The 20,962-nt window shown below is 72.6% G+C and carries 16 protein-coding genes and 1 pseudogene; 7 read left to right on the plus strand and 10 right to left on the minus strand.

Annotated elements, in window-relative coordinates; genetic code table 11:
* Positions 1-52: 52 nt before the first annotated feature.
* Complete coding sequence (locus GTY58_RS10925; RefSeq protein ID WP_037647269.1) at positions 53-673, minus strand: hypothetical protein; 621 nt, start codon at positions 671-673, stop codon at positions 53-55.
* A 241-nt stretch (positions 674-914) separates the two neighbouring features.
* On the opposite strand from GTY58_RS10925, the pseudogene GTY58_RS40595 reads away from it, so the two are divergent.
* Positions 915-1,114: pseudogene (locus GTY58_RS40595) on the plus strand (transcriptional regulator); the annotation flags it as partial.
* Between the two features lie 22 nt (positions 1,115-1,136).
* Here GTY58_RS40595 and GTY58_RS10930 read toward each other — a convergent pair.
* The gene (locus tag GTY58_RS10930; RefSeq protein WP_010983519.1) at positions 1,137-2,879 is read right to left on the minus strand and encodes a pyruvate dehydrogenase; all 1,743 of its coding nucleotides are present in this window, start codon (positions 2,877-2,879) and stop codon (positions 1,137-1,139) included.
* Positions 2,880-2,933: 54 nt separating this feature from the next.
* Positions 2,934-4,898, minus strand: coding sequence for a PP2C family serine/threonine-protein phosphatase (locus tag GTY58_RS10935; RefSeq protein WP_078936632.1), 1,965 nt, complete (start codon positions 4,896-4,898; stop codon positions 2,934-2,936).
* A gap of 614 nt (positions 4,899-5,512) precedes the next feature.
* On the opposite strand from GTY58_RS10935, the gene GTY58_RS10940 reads away from it, so the two are divergent.
* Together GTY58_RS10940 and GTY58_RS10945 are read left to right on the plus strand one after the other, a co-directional pair.
* Positions 5,513-6,496 (plus strand): LuxR family transcriptional regulator, encoded by a 984-nt coding sequence (locus GTY58_RS10940; RefSeq protein WP_010983521.1) that lies wholly within the window; start codon positions 5,513-5,515, stop codon positions 6,494-6,496.
* Between the two features lie 36 nt (positions 6,497-6,532).
* Positions 6,533-7,015, plus strand: a complete 483-nt coding sequence (locus GTY58_RS10945; RefSeq protein ID WP_010983522.1) for a DUF456 domain-containing protein — start codon at positions 6,533-6,535, stop codon at positions 7,013-7,015.
* Positions 7,016-7,164: 149 nt separating this feature from the next.
* Here GTY58_RS10945 and GTY58_RS10950 read toward each other — a convergent pair whose 3' ends face one another.
* Positions 7,165-8,412, minus strand: coding sequence for an SGNH/GDSL hydrolase family protein (locus GTY58_RS10950; RefSeq protein WP_037647268.1), 1,248 nt, complete (start codon positions 8,410-8,412; stop codon positions 7,165-7,167).
* A 139-nt stretch (positions 8,413-8,551) separates the two neighbouring features.
* On the opposite strand from GTY58_RS10950, the gene GTY58_RS10955 reads away from it, so the two are divergent.
* Complete coding sequence (locus GTY58_RS10955) at positions 8,552-8,923, plus strand: PPOX class F420-dependent oxidoreductase (RefSeq protein ID WP_042492930.1); 372 nt, start codon at positions 8,552-8,554, stop codon at positions 8,921-8,923.
* Between the two features lie 63 nt (positions 8,924-8,986).
* Here GTY58_RS10955 and GTY58_RS10960 read toward each other — a convergent pair whose 3' ends face one another.
* Both GTY58_RS10960 and rsgA read right to left on the minus strand, forming a co-directional pair.
* Positions 8,987-10,402 (minus strand): DNA-3-methyladenine glycosylase 2 family protein, encoded by a 1,416-nt coding sequence (locus GTY58_RS10960; RefSeq protein WP_042494329.1) that lies wholly within the window; start codon positions 10,400-10,402, stop codon positions 8,987-8,989.
* 174 nt (positions 10,403-10,576) lie between these two features.
* Positions 10,577-11,689 carry a ribosome small subunit-dependent GTPase A gene (rsgA, locus tag GTY58_RS10965; RefSeq protein WP_037647445.1) on the minus strand — a complete coding sequence of 371 codons (1,113 nt, stop codon included), beginning with the start codon at positions 11,687-11,689 and terminating at the stop codon, positions 10,577-10,579.
* A 782-nt stretch (positions 11,690-12,471) separates the two neighbouring features.
* On the opposite strand from rsgA, the gene GTY58_RS10970 reads away from it, so the two are divergent.
* Positions 12,472-12,780, plus strand: coding sequence for a hypothetical protein (locus GTY58_RS10970; protein WP_042492933.1), 309 nt, complete (start codon positions 12,472-12,474; stop codon positions 12,778-12,780).
* A gap of 22 nt (positions 12,781-12,802) precedes the next feature.
* Here the strand turns inward: GTY58_RS10970 and GTY58_RS10975 are convergent, their stop codons facing one another.
* The 4 genes from GTY58_RS10975 to GTY58_RS10990 all read right to left on the minus strand — a co-directional run bounded on the left by GTY58_RS10975 (position 12,803) and on the right by GTY58_RS10990 (position 18,033).
* A complete protein-coding gene (locus tag GTY58_RS10975; RefSeq protein ID WP_137865264.1) occupies positions 12,803-13,075 on the minus strand; it encodes a hypothetical protein in 273 nt (90 codons plus the stop codon).
* A gap of 464 nt (positions 13,076-13,539) precedes the next feature.
* Positions 13,540-15,045, minus strand: coding sequence for a cellulose-binding domain-containing protein (locus GTY58_RS10980; RefSeq protein WP_037647263.1), 1,506 nt, complete (start codon positions 15,043-15,045; stop codon positions 13,540-13,542).
* 435 nt (positions 15,046-15,480) lie between these two features.
* Positions 15,481-16,800 carry a radical SAM protein gene (locus tag GTY58_RS10985; RefSeq protein WP_010983528.1) on the minus strand — a complete coding sequence of 440 codons (1,320 nt, stop codon included), beginning with the start codon at positions 16,798-16,800 and terminating at the stop codon, positions 15,481-15,483.
* A gap of 225 nt (positions 16,801-17,025) precedes the next feature.
* Complete coding sequence (locus tag GTY58_RS10990; protein ID WP_010983529.1) at positions 17,026-18,033, minus strand: hydroxyacid dehydrogenase; 1,008 nt, start codon at positions 18,031-18,033, stop codon at positions 17,026-17,028.
* A gap of 134 nt (positions 18,034-18,167) precedes the next feature.
* Between GTY58_RS10990 and GTY58_RS10995 the strand changes: the two genes are divergently transcribed.
* The gene (locus tag GTY58_RS10995) at positions 18,168-19,436 is read left to right on the plus strand and encodes an FAD-binding protein (RefSeq protein WP_010983530.1); all 1,269 of its coding nucleotides are present in this window, start codon (positions 18,168-18,170) and stop codon (positions 19,434-19,436) included.
* A 122-nt stretch (positions 19,437-19,558) separates the two neighbouring features.
* Positions 19,559-20,833, plus strand: coding sequence for an ROK family protein (locus GTY58_RS11000; RefSeq protein ID WP_010983531.1), 1,275 nt, complete (start codon positions 19,559-19,561; stop codon positions 20,831-20,833).
* Positions 20,834-20,962 lie beyond the last annotated feature (129 nt).

A 20,962-nucleotide genomic window follows, 5' to 3' on the forward strand; every position in this document is an offset into this window, starting at 1 on the left:
TCTCGTTGGTGCTTCGGTGCTGCGCCGGGTCAGCAGGGATTGCTGTGCCGGGTCAGTAGAGCTTGTTGACGGCGGTGGTCGTCGTCTTCTTGAAGGCGGTCACCGGCGCGTCGGTGAAGTCGCCCAGCTGCGCCCACTCGACGACCGTGACGGCCCTCCCGTCCCGGCCGACCGAGAACAGGTGGATGTCGCCGGCGCCCCAGGAGGTGGCGGTGTGGAGGCCGTACACATGGGCGCCCTCCTCGACCGGCAGCCTGCCGTAGTCCTTCAGCACGGCGTCGGTCTCCGGGTCGGACCGCTCGATCCGCGTCGCGCACGACCGGATGTCCTGGTTCAGCCTGGCGGTGCGGCCCTTGGCCGTGGCCTCGTCGCCGAGCACCATGGTGAGCTGCCGTGCGCTGGTGTCGAGGTCGGTCCGGTACGCGCGATACCGGGAGTCGTCGCCCGGCAGCGCCGCGTCCAGGCAGAGCCGCAGCTCGTCCGGTACGCCGTCCGTGACCTTGCCCGCCGTCCAGGAGGAGGTCGGATGCGGCGGCAGTTCGGCGGCCGAGAGGAACGCGGGCGAGCCGCCTCCCCGTATCGCCGCGCCGGCCGGGCCGGCGACCGCCGTGCCGAGCACGAGGCCCGCGGCGGTGAGTGCGGTGAGCGCCGCGACTCGGACGCGCTTGGTCATGGGTGTCCCCCGTATCTGTGTGCATGGGTGTCGGATGCCGTCGCGACGGCCCGTTCGCGGGCTGCCGTCGGGAGGTCGGTCCGGCGGCGGTCGGTACGACACCAAGAGCATCGGCCGTCCCGTCCGGCATCCGCAACAGCTGACGGAGGATCCGCCGGGGTGGAACCGTCCCAGCCCTTCTGACGTGCACATATATGGAGTGCCTGGGATGCCGTCCCGGGACGGGGCAGGTCCGTCGGCGCAGACCTCCACGGCCGTGGTCCTGGAGGCACTCAGGGTGCGGGTGATCGGGCGCGACGCCCCCGCCCGACCGTCCGCTCGCTCGCGGGCGCTGACAGCGAGAAGACGATCCCGGCGATGCGCATGCCCTACCGGGTGTCCGCGCAGGACCCCGAGGTGCTGCTGGTCAAGGCCCGGACCGAGAGCTGCGACTGCCGCTGGAGGACGCGGCACGTTCCGCTGCCTAAGGACGCGGCACGTTCCGCAGGTTGGAGCGGGCCATCTGCACCATCCGGCCGACCCCGCCGTCCAGGACCATCTTCGACGCGGACAGCGCGAAGCCCGTCACCATCTCCGCGCTGATCTTCGGCGGGATGGACAGGGCGTTGGGGTCGGTCACGATGTCGACGAGGGCCGGTCCCTTGTGCCTGAAGGCGTCCTTCAGGGCGCCCGCGAGTTGCTTGGGCTTCTCGACCCGCACGCCGTACGCCCCACACGCTCTGGCGACGGCCGCGAAGTCGGGGTTCTTGTTCGTGGTGCCGTACGAGGGCAGCCCGGCCACCAGCATCTCCAACTCGACCATGCTCAAGGAGGAGTTGTTGAACAGTACGACCTTCACCGGCAGGTCGTACTGGACGAGGGTGAGGAAGTCGCCCATCAGCATGGCGAATCCACCGTCGCCGGACATCGAGACGACCTGCCGGTTCCGGTCGGTGAACTGGGCGCCGATCGCCATCGGCAGCGCGTTCGCCATGGAGCCGTGCGAGAACGAGCCGATGACGCGGCGGCGTCCGTTGGGCGAGATGTAGCGGGCCGCCCAGACATTGCACATCCCGGTGTCGACGGTGAACACCGCGTCCTCGGCGGCCAGTTCGTCGAGCACGGAGGCCACGTACTCGGGGTGGATCGGAACGTGCTTCTCGACCTTCCGCGTGTACGCCTTGATGACACCTTCGAGCGCGTCCGCGTGCTTCTTCAGCATCTTGTCGAGGAAGCGCCGGTTCTCCTTGGGCTTCACCCGCGGGATCAGACAGCGCAGGGTCTCCCGCACATCGCCCCAGACGGCGAGGTCCAACTTCGAGCGCCGGCCGAGGCGTTCGGGGCGGACGTCGACCTGTGCGATCTTCACATCGGTGGGGAGGAAGGCGTTGTACGGGAAGTCGGTGCCGAGCAGGATCAGCAGATCGCACTCGTTGGTGGCCTCGTAGGCGGCACCGTAGCCGAGGAGCCCGCTCATGCCGACGTCGTACGGGTTGTCGTACTGGATCCACTCCTTGCCCCGCAGCGCGTGCCCGACCGGGGACTTGATCTTCTCGGCGAACTCCATGACCTCGGCGTGCGCACCCGCCGTGCCGCTGCCGCAGAAGAGGGTGACCTTGTCGGCCGCGTCGATCAACGCGACGAGCTTGTCGATCTCGGTGTCGCCGGGCCGGACCGTGGGCCGGGAGGTCACGAGGGCGGTCTCGACGGCCTTGTCCGGGGCGGGCTCGGAGGCGACGTCGCCGGGGAGGGTGACGACGCTGACGCCGGACTGACCCACCGCGTGCTGGATGGCGGACTGCAGCAGCCTCGGCATCTGCTTCGGGTTGGAGATCATCTCGCTGTAGTGACTGCACTCGCGGAAGAGCTGGTCGGGATGGGTCTCCTGGAAGAATCCGAGGCCGATCTCGCTGGAGGGGATGTGCGAGGCGAGGGCGAGGACCGGCGCCATGGAGCGGTGGGCGTCGTACAGGCCGTTGATGAGGTGGAGGTTCCCGGGGCCGCAGGAGCCGGCGCAGGCGGCGAGCTTGCCGGTGATCTGCGCCTCCGCGCCCGCGGCGAAGGCGGCGGTCCCCTCGTGCCGGACGTGGATCCAGTCGATGGCGGAGTTGCGCCGAATGGCGTCGACGACCGGGTTGAGACTGTCACCCACCACCCCGTACAGGCGATTGACGCCCGCGCGGACGAGGATGTCGACAAACTGCTCGGCGACGTTCTGTTTGGCCATGGACCCATGCACCCCTTCTGTCTCCTTGGGTCCATCAATCCACAGCGACCGCGATCACGCCTCCCAAACGGCGGCCGCTGTCCGGTCGTCGGCGTACCCCTTGACCCGGACCTGGGTGTCCGCGAGGAAGGCGGCGAGGCCGGGCGGCCCGCCGTTCGACCAGCGTGCGGTCAGGTGCTCGGCGAGTCGCGGCTCCCCGCGCAGGGGCTCGGCGAGGCCGCCGCTGCACAGCAGGAGCGTGTCCCCCGGATGGGCTACGGAGGCGCGGAAGCGGAAGGGGTCGCGGGGCGGTTCGACGGGGGTGCCTCCCTGCTCGAGCGAAGCCGAGAGCCGGGGGGACGGTTCGTACGGGCTCGGCGGCGTCGTGATGCCGAGGTCCATGGTGAGCCGGTCGCCCTCGGGGGTCTCCGACGGGAGCGAGCCGAATCCGACCACGGCTTCCCCGGTCGCGTCGGCGACATGCGGCTCGATGTCCTGCCATGCGCCGTCCCGCAGCCGGAACAGTCCGCCGGCGCCGACGCCGAAGAAGACGCGCGTACGGCATTCGGGGTCGGCCGGCAGCAGGAGACAGCGCAGCGTGGCGGAGTACTCCTCGGGCTCGACGCCCTGCTCCGCGGCGCTGGCGCGCAGCTTGCCGAGGCTGCGGTCGGTGAGCCGGTGCAGGCCCGACTTCAGGTCGCCGCGCCGGGCGGCCCGGATGTCCTCGGCGAGCCGGGCATGACTGCGTCCCACGGCTCGCCCGATCCAGTGGCAGGCCTCTGCGGCCGCCCGGTGCGCGCCGGGCGTGGCCCGCGCTCCGGTGGCCATGGCGACGAGGAGGAGCGCCTGGTCGCCCACGCCGAAGCGGGCGGTGAGCAGGGAGTCGCGGCGCGGCTCGCCCCGGTAGCGCGCCGAGTCGCCGCGCGCGGAGACGGCGCGCAGCGTGCAGGACCCGTAACGGGCGCCGTCCAGCACGGTGTCCGCGACCAGGTCGTCGAGGTCGTCCGGGTCGGCGGCCGGGAGGGCGGTGGGTTCGGCGTCGTAGGTGGGTGGCCCGGAGCCGATGTGGTCGACCGGCGGCGGCTCGTGGACGACGGTGAGGGTGGGGTCGCGCGGGGGGAGGTCGGGGAGCGGCGGGAGGCCGGGGGCTTCCACTGGCGGGGGCGGCGCGGCGGCGCGAGCCAATGACGGCGGGGGGAGGTCGGGGAGTTCCGGTGGCGGGGGTGGCGCGTCGGTGGGGGCCGGCGCCTCGGTGGGGGCCAGGGACGGCGGGCCGACGGGCGGCGCCGGCGGGCGGAGCCTGCCCAGTTCGGCCTCCACTGGTGGGGGCGGGGCGTCGCTGGGGGACAAGGCCTCGGCCGGGGCCGGTTGCGGCGGGCCGATGGGCGAGGGCGGTACTGGAGGACGCGGCTTGACCGGCTCGCCCGGCCTGGCCGGGGCCGAACGGCCGGGATTCACCGGCTCGACGCCGCCTTCCCCGGCCGGGGAAGGCGGGGGCGCGTCCGGGCGGAGCCCCGGGGGCCGCCGTCCGGGCGGGAAGGTCGCGGGGCCCGGCGGACGGGCGGACGGGGGTTCCCAAGGGGCGGGGTCGCGGGCCGGGACGTCGCGTCGCGGCGGATCGGCGTGGCGTCCGCCGGAACCGACGGCTCCCCCAGCGCCCCCTGCTTCCCCTGAGGCGTCAGCTCCCCCTGCTCCCCCTGAGGCGTCGGCCGCTCCGGTCCCCCGCGTCGCGGCGCCGGCGTGCCGCCCGGGGGATCCGCTCCCCCGCGCCGGGGCAGCGGGGGATTCGCTTCCCCGCGCCGGGGCAGCGGGTCCGCCACCGGCCCGCTGCTCCGGTACGGACGGCGGCGCCGTCGGTGGTAGCGGGGCACCGGCCGTGTCCCGGGGTGCCGGCTGGCCCACCGTCCCGGCCGCCGAGGCGAAGCGGTCGTCAAGGGAATCGGCGGCGGCCGCCGGTCCCGTGTCCGCCGTGGAGTCGTCGTACAACTGCCCCCACCAGTCGTCCTCGTGACCGGTGGACCTCTCCCCCTGCTGGCTCATGCCGCCAATTGTCCACCGCTCGGGCCGTATGAAAACGGGGCATCCGGAAAAACCGGCCACGCAACTGGTTCCCGAACGGCGTGTCGGGCGACATCTCGAACGACGGTACGAGGCCCGTCACCCGGAAGTGACCGCCGGGCGGTTCCACCCCCCACGGGAGAACCACCCGGCGGCGCCGGAGGGGCCGGGCCCGGCGTATTGCCGGGCCCGAGTCACGTACTGCACGACCGCGACACGTACTGCACGACCGCGTCACGCACCGGACGGCCGACACCGGCGTCCACACCGGCGCCGACGTCGGCCTGGCAGGGCCCGAGTGTGCCCCGCTTTGCTGGGGATCGGCTGTGGTCCGGTCCGTCGCACGCTCCGTCCCACGCTCCGGGAGGTCGCTCCCCGTCCGCGCGGCGGCCGGTGGGCCGGTGTCCGTGCAGGCCAAGCAGGTTCGGGCCGGCACGGGGGTGCGATCGATCCCGCGGTGGCGCCACCTTGGCAGAGTGAAGGGTGGTACAGCGATGATGTGCCGAGGCGGGTTTGCGCCGTGGCCGTTTTCCGCCACGGCGCGGCCGGAAACGAGGCCTCGCACGGGGAGGGATCTTGGGGAGGGACGTCGCCGCATGCTGGGAGCGATAGGTCTGGACGGGGCGCACGAGTCGGCGTACCGCGCACTGGTGTCCATGGGCGCCGCCGACGTGCCCGATCTCGCGCGTCGGCTCACCCTCGGCGAGTACGACACCGAGCGCGCCCTGCGCCGGCTGGAACGGCACGGTCTGGCGGCCCAGTCGTCGGCCCGCCCCGGCCGCTGGGTGGCCGCGCCGCCGGGGGTCGCCCTCGGCGCGCTGCTCACCCAGCAGCGGCACGAGCTGGAGAAGGCGGAGCTGGCGGCCGCGCTGCTCGCCGAGGAGTACCGGGCGCAGGCCACCGAGCCGGCCGTGCACGACCTGGTCGAGGTGGTGATCGGGGCGGCGGCGGTGTCGCAGCGCTTTCTGCAGCTCCAGCTCGGCGCCGGCGACGAGGTGTGCGCGCTGGTCACCGGCACCCCGGTCGCCGTCTCCGGAATGGAGAACGACGCGGAGAAGCAGGCCGCCGACCGTGGCGTGGCCTACCGCGTGGTGCTCGAGCGGGAGGTCCTCGACCAGCCGACCGGGATCGTCGAACTGTCGGCCGCACTGGGCCGGGACGAACAGGTGCGGGTCGTGGACAAGGTGCCGACCAAGCTGGTGATCGCCGACCGGACGCTGGCGATGGTGCCGCTCACCTCGCACGCCGCGGAACCGGCCGCGCTGGTGGTGCACGCGAGCGGCCTGCTGGAGCTGCTGTCCGGCTTGTTCGAGTCGGTGTGGCGGGGGGCGCTGCCGCTGCGGTTGAGCGCCGGTGGCGCGGTCGACGAACAGGAGGCCGACGGCCCCGACAGCACCGATCTGGAGGTCCTGTCGCTGCTGCTCGCCGGGCTGACCGACGCGAGCGTCGCCAAACAGCTGGATCTGGGCCTGCGGACGGTGCAGCGCCGGGTGAAGCGGCTGATGGAGCTGACCGGCGTGACGACACGGCTCCAGCTGGGGTGGCACGCGTACGAGAAGGGCTGGGTGGCGCGCGACTGACCTGCGGTTTCCCGTGGGGTCCGGCAGGCTGGGCAGATGGGAGCGTGGAAACTCCTGCCGGTCGGCGTGGTGCTGCTGCTCGGCCTGGCCGGAGTGCTGGTGCCCGGGGTGCCGGGGTCGTGGCTCGTCTGGGCCGCGGTCCTTTGGTGGACGCTGAAGGACCCCCAGCCCCTCGCCTGGGGCGTTCTCGTGGGTGCCACGCTGGTTCTGCTGCTGTCCCGGGCGATCCGCTGGTCCCTGCCGCCACGTCGGCTGCGGGAGAGCGGCGCCACTCCCCGCATGGGGGCGTTCGCGGGGATCGGCGCGCTGCTCGGTTTCGTTCTGCTGCCGGTGATCGGCGCGATACCCGGCTTCATGGGCGGCATCTACCTCTCCGAACGGCTACGGCTCGGCCGGCACCAGGAGGCCGTGGCGGCGACGCGGACCGCGATGCGTTCGGGCGGCTCCAGCGTGCTGACGGAGCTGTTCGCCTGCCTGCTGGTCGCGGGCGCGTGGCTGGGCGCGGTGCTCTGGGGCTGAGTGCGGTCTCTGGAGCAGAGTGCGGTCTTGGAGCTGAGTGCGGTCTCTGGAGCAGAGTCCGGAGCGTCGGCGGAGCCGATACATCGGACCCGTCCCGGGTGCGGGTGCGCCGGGGCGGAACGACCCACTGGGAGCGGCCGGTCGGCTTCTCATCGCCACTCGGTCAGCGTCGCGAGGTCGATCGTGTCGGCCAGCGCCTGCATTCCCCGGTCGTTGAAGTGGAGGTGGTCGCCGGGGTCGTAGGCGGGGCGGATGCGGTTCGGGTTCGCGGGGTCACGGACGGCGGCGTCGAAGTCGGCGACCCCGTCGAAGACCCTGCCGGTGCGCAGGAGCGCGTTGACCGCCTGGCGTGCCTTCTCACCGGCTCCGGTGAAGGAACTGTGGCCGCCGTACGGGGTGATGGTCGCGCCGATGACGCGGATGCCCCGGGCGTGCGCGCGGGACACGATCGTCCGGTACGCCCGCTCGAAGGCACCCGGATCCGTCTGCGCGGGCGTGCCCTTGATGTCGTTGATGCCCTCCAGGACGATGACCGCGCGCACCCCGGAGCGGAGAAGGGCGTCGGCGTCGAGGCGGGCCAGGGCGCTGGGGCCCACGCCGTCGAGGAGGACGCGGTTGCCGGAGATGCCGGCGTTCAGCACACCGAGCCGGCGGTTCGGCGGCAGCGCGCGCAGGCGGGCGGCGAGACGGTCGGGCCAGCGGCGGTTGGCGCTGGCGGAGGAGCCGGTGCCGTCGGTGAGGGAGTCCCCGAGCGCGACCACGCTGCCGATGGCCGTGGTGCCGAGGACGTCGACGCCGGTGACGTAGTACCAGTGGGAGACGGTCGTGGTGTACGCGGAGCCGTCGGTGTCGGCGGTCCGGTCGCCGTTCCTGGCGAGGAAGTTGGTCTGGAAGGCCGAGCGGTGGTAGGTCGCGGGACCCGAGTCGGCCGAGGTGTGCACGCTGACGACGAGGTTGGCGTTCGCCGGGACGTTCAGGCGCACGGCGTCGGTGGCCCGCTCCCGGCCCGCCGGAATCGACACGGAGGTGGCGCCCGCGAAGGTGGCGGTGCGCATGGAACCCGGCACGGCGTCGGGACTGCGGGGAGCGCCCGGCCGCTGCAACGCGACGGTGACGGAGTCGAGTTGGAGGGGTGCGGTGCCGAGCCGGTTGGAGATCCGCACGCGCAGCGCCGTGCCGCCGACGCTGGTGTGCACCACGTTGCGGATCGAGGTGCCGGGGAGGGCGGGGGTGGTTCCGGAGGGGGCGGTTTCCCAGGTGCCGGTCCAGCGAGGGGCCGAGGCGGGCGGGGCGACGCCGGAGGCGGTCCCCTCGTCGGCTCCCACCGCCGTAGGGGCGAGCACCAGTGCTGTCACCAGGGCGGCGAGGAGGTGCCGGACCTTGATCGCGCGGGTCATGCGGGCATGATGTCCCACCCCGCCGACCCCTCCGGCGCGGCGTCACGCCATTGGCCGCACCGCACATACGTCCCAGGGTGACCTGGACCTAGGTCGGGAAGCCGATGCGGTGGGGGCGCGTGAGTGTTTGGCTGCTGTCATGACCGAATTCAGCGAGGCCGAGCGCGCGTACCTGAAGTCGCAGCGGCTGGGACGGCTGGCCACCGTCGACGCCCACGGACAGCCGCAGGCGAATCCTGTCGGCTTCTTCCCGCAGGACGACGGGACGATCCTGATCGGGGGCTATGCGATGGGCGGCACGAAGAAGTGGCGCAACCTGCAGAAGAACCCGAAGGTGGCCCTCGTCGTCGACGATGTGATCAGCGTCGAACCGTGGCGGGTTCGCGGCGTGGACATCCGTGGCGAGGCCGAACTCCTCACCGGGCCGCACGACTTGGGTCCGCACTTCAGCGAGGAAGTGATCCGGATTCATCCGCGGCGGATCCACGGCTGGGGGCTCGAGGAGGCCTGAGCGCCGGCCGGCGGACCCGCCCCGGGTGTCATGCCCCTGGGCGACGCTGCCTGCGCCCGTCCGCTACGTGGCCGGCTCGTACGCTGCCGACTCGGCGGCCACCCTCAGGTGTTGGAGTGCGTACGAGCGCCAGGGGCGCCAGGTGTCGGGGACTTCGGCGCCCGGCGGTGCCACGTCCGGGTCGCCGAGGGCACGGGTACGGATGACGGCGGCCGTGTCGTCGTCCATGCCCGGCAGGGCGAGCAGGGTTTGCCGGGCGTCGTCGCGGTCGGCGCCGGCGTCGAGGCGGAGGGTGCCGTCGGCGAGGGCGGCGGTCAGGGCACCGAGTGTGCCGGCCGGTTCGGCCTGTGCGAGCACGGCCGGTTCGGGGAAGACGTGGGTGAGGCTGCCGCTGGGGGCGTCGAGTGTCTTCCCGTACCGCCGTACCAGCCGCTCGGCCTCCGCCGTGCCCACCAGCGCGCGTACGGCCAGCTCGTCCGGGTCGGCCGTGCCCGGCGAGCGCAGGCCGGGACGGGCGGCGACGAGCGGACCGAGCCGGGGGTCCTGGCCCAGGCGTTCGTCGACGGCGTACGGATCGGCGTCGAGGTCGAACAGTCGCCGCAGCCGCTGAACGGCGGTGGTGAGGTCGCGCGGGTCGGTGAGGCGCAGGCGGGCGTCGAGCCAGCCGCCGTGGTGGGCCGGGGTACGGGGCGCGGGAGCGCCGGGGCGCTCGTCGACGGCCACGATTCCGGTGCCGTACGGAAGGCGGAGGGTCCGGCGGTAGGTGCGCCGGCCGCGCGGACCGTTCATCTCCTCGATGCCCGGCACGGTCTCGCGGGCGAGGAGGTCGAAGACGGCGATGGCCTGGTACGGGCCCCGGTGGGCGAGCCGGAGCGGGATCCCGGCGGAGGGGGCGGCGCCGCGGCGGGCGGGCGGTCCGCCCCGGGGCGCGGCGGCGCGCAGCTCACTGGGCGTGGCCGCGTACACCGCCCTGATGGTGTCGTTGAACTGCCGCACGCTGGCGAACCCGGCCGCGAACGCGATCTCGGTGATGGACAGGCCGGTGGTCTGCAACAGGACGCGCGCGGTGTGGGCGCGCTGGGCGCGGGCGAGGGCGACGGGTCCGGCGCCGACCTCGGCGGTGAGTTGCCGCTGCACCTGGCGGGCGCTGTACCCGAGCCGGACGGCGAGGCCGCCGACGCCCTCTCGGTCGACGACACCGTCCCCGATCATGCGCATGGCGCGGCCGACGACATCGGCCCGTACGTTCCACGCGGCCGAGCCGGGCACGGCGTCCGGGCGGCAGCGGCGGCAGGCCCGGAAACCCGAGCTCTGCGCCGCGGCCGCCGTGGCGTAGTACCGCACGTTCTGCCGCTTCGGCGTCACCGCCGGGCAGCTGGGGCGGCAGTAGATGCCGGTCGTCTCGACGGCGAAGAAGAACTCCCCGTCGAAGCGCGCATCGCGACTGCGCACCGCCTCGTACCTGGTCTCTTCATCGATCACGTCTTCCAGTGTGCGCGGTGCCGCGGCGCGGGGCTGGCGGGAATCGGACGTGGTGTCGGGGCGGGGGGTGCGGACGGACGAGGCCGGTCAGGCCGGTGCGGGGGCCGGATCACAGCCCCCGCACCGGTCACGCCGGGCACCGGGCACACCGGGCACTGGCACCGGGCACCCCTACCCCCACTGTCCCCGCTTCGCTTCCATGGCCGCCTTCCCCTCCGCCCCCTTCCGCTTCCAGTCCCGGCGGATCTCGGCCCGCAGCCGGGCGTCGGTCTTGGCGACGATGCGCTGGTTCTCGCGCAGCAGCTTGCGATAGCTGTCGAGGCGCCGCTCCGGCAGCTCGCCGGTGTCGAGGGCCGCGAGGACCGCGCAACCCGGCTCCGCGGTGTGCGCGCAGTCGTGGAAGCGGCATTCCGCGGCCAGTGCCTCGATCTCGGAGAAGACCTGGTTGACCCCGGTCTCCGCGTCCCAGAGGCCGACCCCGCGCAGCCCCGGGGTGTCGATGAGGACACCCCCGCCCGGCAGGGCGAGCAGGTTGCGCGTGGTCGTGGTGTGGCGGCCCTTGCCGTCCACGTCCCGCGTGGCGTGCACCTTCATGACGTCCTCGCCGAGCAGCGCGTTGGCGAGGGTCGACTTGCCCGCGCCGGACTGCCCGAGCAGCACGGACGTACCGCCGGACAGGACCGCCGCGAGGACGTCGAGTCCTTCGCCGAGGTTGGAGCTGACCGACAGCACGGGCACACCGGGCGCCGCCGTCTCCACGTCCTGCACGAGATACGAGAGCGTCGTCGCGTCCGGCACCAGGTCCGCCTTGGTGAGGACCACCACCGGCTGCGCGCCGGACTCCCACGCCAGGGCGAGGAAGCGTTCGACGCGGCCAAGGTCGAGTTCCACGGCGAGGGACACGGCGACCACGGCGTAGTCGACGTTGGCCGCGAGGATCTGCCCCTCGGAGCGCTTGGAGGAGGTGGAGCGGACGAAGGCGGAGCGGCGCGGCAGATACGTCCGTACGTAGCGGGGGTCGCCGGCCGGTTCGACGGCGACCCAGTCACCGGTGCACACGACGCGCATCGGATCGTGCGGGGTGACGAACGCGGTGTCGGCGCGCAGCATCCCGCCGGGGGTGACCACGTCGCACTGACCGCGGTCGACCCGGATGACACGCCCGGCCAGCAGGCCTTCGGAGTCGTACGGGGCGAACTCGGCCTCCCAGTCCGCATCCCAGCCGTACGGCACGAGCGGATGCGAGGAAGAGGAGAACGAACCCGGGAGAGAAGAGAGTGACAAGGGGTGACCCTTCACAAGGGTGGCCCCGGCACCGCGCTCACTGGCGCGGGAGATACAGAGAGGTCAGCCGGAGACCACGGAGGTGGACTTGATGAACTTCCGGATGCGGGCAGCGCCCATCACAGAGACAGCCATCGGTCACACCTCCCAAACCAAGCCAAGTCACCAGCGGCACCACCTGGCCGCCGCTCGAACATCACCGACTCTAGAGGTACGAGGGCCACGACGCCATCGATTTACGGCGCACCTGGCAGTGGCTCGCGGGGAGTCGGGAGTGTCCTCGGGACGGCTTGCACGGCGTCCGGTGCCGCAACACGCGGGCACGGGCCGAGCGTTCTCATCCTTCCGCGTCCGGCGCTCCGGCTGATGGAGAAGAGACGCGGGACGGTACTGACGTCGGCCGCGGGCAGGCTGACCGCTCCTCGGTCAGCTCCAGGGCGACTGCGCCGGGATCGCGGTGCCGGCGTCGGCGCCACCCACTCGACAAGCGGGGGCAAGACGCGGCTGAAAAGCGTCGACCGTGGCGAAAGGAGGCTCTGCGTCCAGGAGTGACGGGTGTTTTCAGGACAGAACTCGACTGAACATATGCACCATTGGCGGCTTTCGCCTTACGTTTTTGCCCGATCTGGTCAATAGTTGTCGTGCGGCACGTGTTGACCGTAGAAGGATCACGTCCCTGCGCGGGTGCTATGACCGTGTGCCCGCTGACTGCACAATCCCTTCGCGAGTGGACGTATCCCCGCATCCCGCGGACGTCGCTCCATCCCGTGGGGGGACCCGTCATGAACAGTGACACCGGCAGAGCCGACACGCCCAGATCCGGACAGGCCCGCCTCGGCGGCCTCGACGGCGCCCAACGACGGGCCGGTCGCGTGCTGTGCTGGACACACGCCGTTGCCATGCTGACCGCCGCCGCGCAAGCCGTCCTGAGCCCCGACTTCCCCTGGTGGGACCGTCTCTGGCCGCTGCCCTGGTATCTGATTCCCGCCACCGGGATCATCTGGGCCGTCCTGCGCGCCCGCTACAAACACGCCCTCCACCAGCAGAGCCTCGAAGAAGGCATCCCCGCCGACTTCGATCGGATCGCCTGAACCCCGACCGCGGGGTACGGCCTCAGATCAACACGACGTGGTCGTCCCAGCCGTTGCCTGTCACCTTCTCGAACCACAGGCGCGCCGTGCCCTCGGCGACGGCCGCCGGACACAGCCTCCATCCCGCCCCCTCAGCGATGCTGACCCGGGTCGCGCCACAGGACTCCTTGATGGGACTCCATCCGCTGTCCTCGGCGTCCCCGGTCATGACCCGCACGCCCTCGGGCCCGGCCAGCGCCACCGTGGGGCCACCCCGGTGTCCGACGGCCGCGACATGGGACACCGCCGTAGGCACGACACGGCGCTCCCGTCGTCGACGAGTACGACGGTGCTGCCCTCCGTGTCCCGGGCCGCCGCCAGGACGCGTACGGCCACCGTCTGCTCGATCCGCTGCCGCGCGGGCTCGCCACCGTCTGCTCGATCCGCTGCCGCGCGGGCTCGCCACCGTCCGCCGGTCACCGCACCGCGTACAACGCACCGTCGTGCGCGGTCCAGCCGGTCAGGTCCCCTTCGGCGGACGGCAGACTGCCCAGCAGGCATTCGACACGTCAACGACCGCGTCCATATCAGGCATGGCGGCAGATTAGGCGGCGGCGGTCCGGCCGCGGGGCGGAAGTCCCGACCGGGCGCGGGCCCGAACACGCCGACCGGGCGCGAACGGCGTGGCCGCGCCCGGGCGGCGGCTTCGGTCAGCCGGTCGCGGCGCGCCTGCCGCGCCGCCGGAGGCCGGTCGTCGTGCACTTGCCGCCGGTCAGCCGGTCAGCCGTTCGTCGTGCACTTGCCGCCGTTCAGCGTGAAGCCGTACGGGGTCGTGTTCTCGTCGTGCCAGGTGGACAGGAAGCCGAAGGCGAAGGTGCCGTCGGCCGCGACCTGCTTGTTGTAGTCGGCTGCCGCGGCCGTGACCCGGGCGCCGCTCTGGGTGACGCTCGCGTCCCACATCTGGCTGATCTGCTGGCCGTCACGGAACGTCCAGCCGATGCGCCAGTTGTCGAGCGCCTTTTCGGAGGTGACCGTGACCGTGGCCTGGAAGCCGTCCGGCCATTCGTTGAGTATCTCGTACTTCACCTGGCAGTAGGACGGGGCCTTCGTCGAGCCGCCCGCCTTGTGCGTCTCCTCCACGGTGGAGGACGACTTGCCCTGGGGCTCCGTGTCGGGGTCGCTGCTCTTCACCTCGGACTTCGCGCCCGTCGGCCGCGAAGTCGAGGAGGAGGACGAGGACGAGGGGGCGGCGGCCGACCCCGAGGGCAGGTCCGCGGCGGGCAGTGACGCAGCCTCGCCCGCCACCGGCCGGCCGTCCGTCGCGTCGTCGCTCGCCGACGCGCCGCCGCCCGAGTCGCCGAACTGCATCAGCGAGGCCCCCAGCGCAAGCGCCGACACGATCACGGCCGCGGCCAGGATCCCGGTCCTGCCGATCCGCGGCCGGGCCGTCCCGCCCTGGGCGAGCCCGGTGTCCGCGCCCGTGTACACGCGCCCGCCACTCAGTCCCGCGTCCGCCGCCCGGCGCCGGCGCTCCAGATAGGCGAGCCCGCCCCAGCCGATGACTCCGCCCGCCAGCGCGGAGGGCAGTCCCCCGCCGTGCAGACGCAGGCACGCCGCGGCCTCGGCGCACTCCACACAGGTGGCGAGGTGCCGCGAGAGGTCATCGGGCGCACCGGCGTTCGGTGACCGGGTCACCGCGTCGAGGAGCCGCGCGTAGCTGCGGCACTCGGCCTTCATGGGGGTGTCGAGGTGGTTGCGGTGGCAGCGGTCTCTGAACAGCGCCCGTACCTGGACGAGTTCCTCGGCCGCCGCCGTGGGGTCGAGGCCGAGCCGACGGGCCACGTCCGGCAGGGGCAGCGACTCCACCTCGGCCAGCCACAGCAGCGCCGCGTCCGGCTCCTGCATGTCCCTCAGACCGCGCAGCGCGAGCGGGCGGTGCAGGGGCGGCCCGGTGTAGCGTGCGGCCTTGTCGGAGTTGAGCCACAGCCGCAGGTCGGGGTCGAGACGGTGCCCCTGCCCGTGGGCCTCCCAGGCGGCGGCGGCAGTGCGAACGGCCGTCAGCAGCAGCGGAATGCGCGGCAGCCTGAGCGTCCGGCGCCCGGTGTCCTTCGCCGTGGCGTCGGCGGCGCGCGCCTGGTGGATCCCGTGCGTGAACGCCTCGGTGGCAAGCTGTGCCGCGGCAGCCGAACCGGACGTGCACAGATCGGCGTACGACAGGACCGCGTCCCAGCACTCGGAGAACAGTGCTGCCTCGGCGGCGTCCTGGGGGGTCGGCAGGTCGGGCATGGGGAGCTCCTGCATCGAGTGCATCCACAAGAAGCGTCAACTCCCCCTCGGTACAGGGGAGTTGGGGTTGTCTCACGACAGGCCCCGAGCCTTTCACGATTTCAGCACAACTGACAAGCTGCGTATTCAATTTCCGTTACCGGCGGTTACGCAACTCTCGGTCCACGGCGGCCGGTTGCGACCGGCGGCGAGCGTTCCGGCTGCGCGGACCGCCCGGCTCCGGGTGTCCCGAGTGTGGTACGGAAAGGAGGCCGGGACGTATCGATTCCCGTCGACTTTCACCGGATCTTCCACTCCGTGACGGCCGCGAGTGATCACATACACGCCCACCCCCGGCTCGGGCGCGCGCCGGAGCCGGGGGTGGGCCGGGCGGGGAGGGGATCGGGTAGGGAAGCTACCGAGCCGGGAGGGGGCCTGCCGCCCCGCGGGTGAGGGCTAGGCCGGGGTCGGTTCCTGTGCCGGGAGGCTGTCCATGAAGGAGCTGACGGAGAAGACCGCGCGTCCCGGGCCGGGCTCCCCGTAGCCGGGCGGGGAGGAGAGACCGAAGTCCTCCATCGTGGCGCGGTACGCCTCGAGCAGGCGGATGTGGTACTCCAGCGGCGCACCCTGCGGGTTGGCCTTGCCGAGCGGCGTCGTCGGCTCCGGGCACCAGGTGGTGAAGCGGGGCGTGATGCCGTGCGACATGAAGAAGCGCAGGCCCTCGGTGGTGGAGGCGATGGCCTCGTCGACCGTCGTGAAGCCGAAGGGCTCCGCCATCTCCACGCCCGCCACGAAGTTGGGGATCACATTGCGCGCGCCGAAGATCTCCGCCGAGTCGAGAATGCGCTTGTGCCACTCGTCGCGGCCGACGTAGCGCTCCTTTCCGGGGCAGTACAGCTCGAACAGCCGGCGGTCCCACACCTCGTAGTTGGGGTGGTAGATCTGCACGCCGTGGTCCTTGAAGCGCTGGACGTCGTCCCTCGGGAGCGCCTGCGCGACGACCTTGCCGATCCAGCGCCCCGGGAAGCGCTCCTCGATGGCCTTGGCGTAGTGCCCGTAGAAGTCGGCCTCGTCGCGCCCGGCGACCTTGGACGTGATCGCACCGCCCGTGAGCGTGTACGCGGTGGACGCCTTCGCGGTGTCGTACCGGTCGATGATCTCCAGCGCTTCGAGGACCTCCTCGACGTCCTTCACGCCGGTGTACGGGCGGCCCGCCGCCTTGTGCTGGCGCCAGTTGTGGTTGATGTCGCAGTACTGGCACTCCTCCTTGGCGCCGAAGTACTGGCAGACCCGGAAGACGGTGAGGTAGATCAGATAGCCCCACTGGATCGTCGGGGCGACCTCCATGACGGACTTCCCGTTGGAGAGCTGGTGCCGGTAGTACTCCGGCATCGGGGGGACGCCGACGTCCGAGATCCGCTTCCCGTCGAGGTAGAGCCCGAGCATGCCGTCCTCGTCGGCGGCCACCCGGTACGGCGAGGCCGGGTTCACGCGCACCGACACGACGGTGCGCCGCAGGTCGTACGGGCCACCGGTGAGGATGATCTCCTCCGGCGGCCGGCGCAGCGCGGCCTCGCCCAGCTCGGGCAGGGTGCCGTGGTCGAAGGAGAAGATGAAGTACGACTTCGGCTTGACGTCGCCGTCCTCGTTGTCCGAGAGCGCCGAGTCGTCGAAGGCCACACCTCCCCGGAGCAGGTCCTCCTTGAAAACGGCTTCCCGCGGTACGTGCGGGAACCGCTCCATCAGATCCTCGACCAGCGCGGTACGGCTGCCCATCCCGTCCTCCTTGCTCCCGAGTCGTTCCCGGCTCCTGTGCTCGACTCCTCACGGTATGCCCCGTGCGGGCGACCGGCCGTGCCGGGGCCCCGAACAGGCGCTGACCGGGCTGCACCGCGGGCGGCCCGGTCCACGCCCGGATGTGCCGCGCGGGCCCATGGGGCAGGGTGCGCCAAGGGGCGGCTCAGCCCCGCTGGGGCCGGTGCCCGCGGTCGGTCTCCGGGGTCACGCGGTGCGCTCCAGCGCGCCGGGGTCGATCGCGTACGCCGGCGCCTCGCCCCCTCGCAGCCGCTCCGCCTCCTCCGTCACGGTGAGGCCGAGGCGGGCCACCTCGTTGCCCTGCGAGCCCGCCAGGTGGGGGGTGACGAAGGCGTTCGGCAGGTCGAAGAGCGGGGAGCCGGCGGGCAACGGCTCGGGTTCCGTGACGTCGAGGACGGCGCTGAGCCGTCCGGCGCGCAGTTCGTCGACGAGCGCCTCGTGGTCGACCAGGGCGCCGCGCGCGGTGTTGACGAGGAAGGACCCGTCCGGCATCAGGGCGAGTTCGCGACGGCCGATGAGCCGACGGGTCTCGGGGGTCAGCGGGGCGTGCAGGGTGACGATGTCGGAGGAGCGCAGCAGGTCGTCCAACGGCAGCAGGGGAACGCCGAGCCGGGCGGCCTCCGCCGCGTCTACGTACGGGTCGGCCAGGCTCGGCCGCAGGTCGAAGGGGCGCAACAGTTCGATGAGCCGGCGGCCGATGCGGGAGGCGCCCACGATCCCGACCCGGCGGCCGAAGTTGCCGACGCCCGGCAGGATGTCCCCCATGGGAAAGGCCCGGTCGGTGCGGAAGCGGTCGCGGTGCGCGAAGAGGTCCTTGCCGGCGAGCAGGATCATGGCGAGCGCGTATTCGGCGACGGGCAGCGCGTTGGCGCCGGCCGCGGAGGAGACCGCGATGCCGCGTTCCCAGAGCGCGGGGGTGGCGAAGCCCTTCACCGAGCCCGCCGCGTGCAGCACGGCGCGCAGCTCGGGCGCCGCGTCGAGGACGGCCGCGTCGAGGCGGGGGCAGCCCCAGCCGGTGATCAGGATCTCCACCCCGGCGAGCGCCTCCCGTACCCGGGGAGCGGTGAAGTCCTCGGCCACCAGACCGGGGTCGATGTCCACACAGGCGCGCAGTCGGGCGAGCACCTCCGGCGGGAAGATCCATGGCACGTTCTCGGCGGTCATGGCGAACATCGCCAGGGGACGCTCGGGCAAGGAAGTGACCTTCCGGCTGGCTGGATCAGGCGTAGCAAGCGGTGTCTACGGTAGGTGTCGACGAATGAAGGGGTCAATGGACCGGAACGCCCCCGGCGGACCGGAAAGTCCCCGTACAGAGAGGCCGGGCAGGGATGACTGACGCAGGGACCGCGCTCACCAACTGGGCCGGGAACATCACGTACTCGGCCAAGGAGCTGCACCGGCCGCAATCGCTGGACGCGCTGCGGGCGCTGGTCGCGGACAGTGCGAAGGTGCGGGTACTGGGCAGCGGGCACTCGTTCAACGAGATCGCCGAGCCGGGTGCCGACGGCGTACTGCTGTCGCTGACCGCCCTGCCGCCGTCGGTCGAGGTGGACACGGCCGCCCGTACCGTACGGGTCGCGGGCGGGGTCCGGTACGCCGAACTCGCCCGGGTGGTGCACGGACACGGGCTCGCGCTGCCCAACATGGCCTCGCTCCCGCACATCTCCGTGGCGGGCTCGGTGGCCACCGGCACGCATGGCTCCGGCGTCACCAACGGCTCGCTCGCCTCGGCCGTGCGGGAGGTGGAGCTGGTCACGGCCGACGGTTCGGCGGTGCGGATCGGGCGGGGCGACGACCGGTTCGACGGCGCCGTGACCGCGCTCGGGGCGCTCGGGGTGGTCACCGCGCTCACGCTCGATCTGGAGCCGGACTACCGGGTCGCCCAGCAGGTTTTCACCGAACTCCCGCTGGCGGGGCTGGACTTCGATGCGGTGGCGGCTTCGGCGTACAGCGTCAGCCTCTTCACCGGCTGGCGGACGTCGGGCTTTGCGCAGGTGTGGCTCAAGCGCCGCACCGACCGGCCGTCGGCCGACTTCCCGTGGGCGGCGCCGGCCACCGAGGCGATGCACCCCGTGCCGGGCATGCCCGCGGTCAACTGCACCCAGCAGTTCGGGGTCCCGGGCCCCTGGCACGAGCGACTCCCGCACTTCCGGGCGGAGTTCACCCCCAGCAGCGGCGCCGAGCTCCAGTCGGAGTACCTGCTGCCGCGCCCGTACGCCCTCGACGCGCTGCACGCCCTGGACGCCGTGCGGGAGACGGTGGCGCCGGTGCTCCAGATCTGCGAGGTGCGGACGGTCGCCGCCGACGCGCAGTGGCTGAGCCCCGCCTACGGGCGGGACACCGTGGCGCTGCACTTCACCTGGGTCGAGGACCTGGCCGCCGTACTGCCCGTGGTGCGGCGGGTCGAGGAGGCGCTGGACCCCTTCGACCCGCGGCCGCACTGGGGCAAGGTCTTCGCGGTCCCGGCGCGGGTGCTGCGCGGGCGGTATCCGCGACTGGGCGATTTCCGGGCCCTGGTGGACTCGCTCGATCCCGGCGGAAAGTTCACCAACGCCTTCGTACGGGAGGTGCTGGGCTCCGGCGACCGGCCGTCGTGAGAAGATCGGCGACCGGGAACGGCTGACACCTCCCGGACTTCCTACACCCCCTTTCCTAACCCCTTGTCGAAAGACCCGGCAGGCCATAGCCTGGCGCCGCGCCGGGGCCGACGGGCCTCGTCATGGCCTGGAGGGATCGAGGGATCGTGTCGGTGAAGCGCACCTCACGCGACATCCGCACCGCGAACCGTTACGAGGTGCTCCGCCAGATCATCGCCAAGTCACCCACCTCGCGGCAGGAACTGGCGGCCGCGACCGGGCTCAGTCTCGCCACGGTCGCCACGCTCGTCGGGGAGCTGCTCGACCTCGGCATGCTGACCGAGGTCGGATTCGAGGACTCGGCGGGCGGGCGGCCACGCGGTCTGGTCGCCGTCAACTCCGGCGGCGGCGCGCTGATCGGCGTCGACATCGCGGAGACGTACGTACGGGTCGAGCTGTTCGACCTCGGACTGGGCCAACTCGCCCGCGCCGACGAGGACATGCGCCCGGGCGAGAGCCGCCCGGAGCAGGTCGTCGGGCATGTCGCGGCCGCGGTCGGCTCGGTCGTCGCGCAGGCCGGGGTGGACGGCGCGCGCGTCCTCGGCGTCGGGGTGAGCGTGCCGGGCCAGGTGGACCGCGACCGCGGGATCGCCGAGTACGCGCCGAACTGGGACTGGCACGACGTGCCGCTGCTCTCCCTGCTCGCCGAACACATCACCCATCCCCTGTACCTCGACAATCCGCTGCGCGCCTGCGCGGTGGCCGAGCTGTGGTTCGGCGCGGCCCGCGGGCGCGGGGACGCCGTGGTGGTGAACCTCGGCACCGGGGTCGGCGCCGGGCTGGCGCTGGGCGGCGCGCTGCACCGCGGGGTCAGCAACAGCGCCGGCGAGTGGGGTCATACGACGCTCGTGCTGGACGGGCGGCTGTGCCACTGCGGCAACCACGGGTGCGTGGAGACGTATGTCGGGGCGCCCGGGATCATGCAGAACCTGCGGGAGCTGAGCCCCGCCGACCCCCTGCTGCACCCCGGGGACCAGACCGCCACGATCGACGCGCTGGCCCGTGGGGTCGCCGCGCGGGATCCCGTGGCGCTCAAGGTCGTTCGCGACACGGCCCGTTACCTGGGCGCCGGGATCGCCGACCTGGTGAACCTGCTCAACCCCGAGGTGGTCGTGCTCAGCAGCTGGGTGGCGGCCACGCTCGGCGAGCCGTTGCTCGACGAGGTGCGCGAGGCCGTCGCCCGGCACGCGCTGAGGCGACCGTTCGCCTCCACCGAGATCGTCCTCTCCCCCATCCCGACCGACCCGGTGTGCCTGGGAGCCGCGACCTTCGCCCTCGAAGGCGCCCTCCAGTCGGTCGGGCAGCGGCCCGCGCAGCGCGCCACCTCCGCGAGGAGCCGCACCGCACCACCGTCATGACGACGCCCCTCGCCTGACCCGCGAGCGTCCCGCCCGACAGAGGGGGCGGTCCGGTCGTGCGGCGGCCCACCCTCGTCACGTCCGGTATTCCGAACGCTGCACAACACTTCGAACAGCCTTCGTCCAACC

The organism is Streptomyces sp. SID5469 (assembly GCF_009862865.1).
In the GTDB taxonomy this organism is placed as follows: Bacteria; Actinomycetota; Actinomycetes; order Streptomycetales; family Streptomycetaceae; genus Streptomyces; species Streptomyces avermitilis.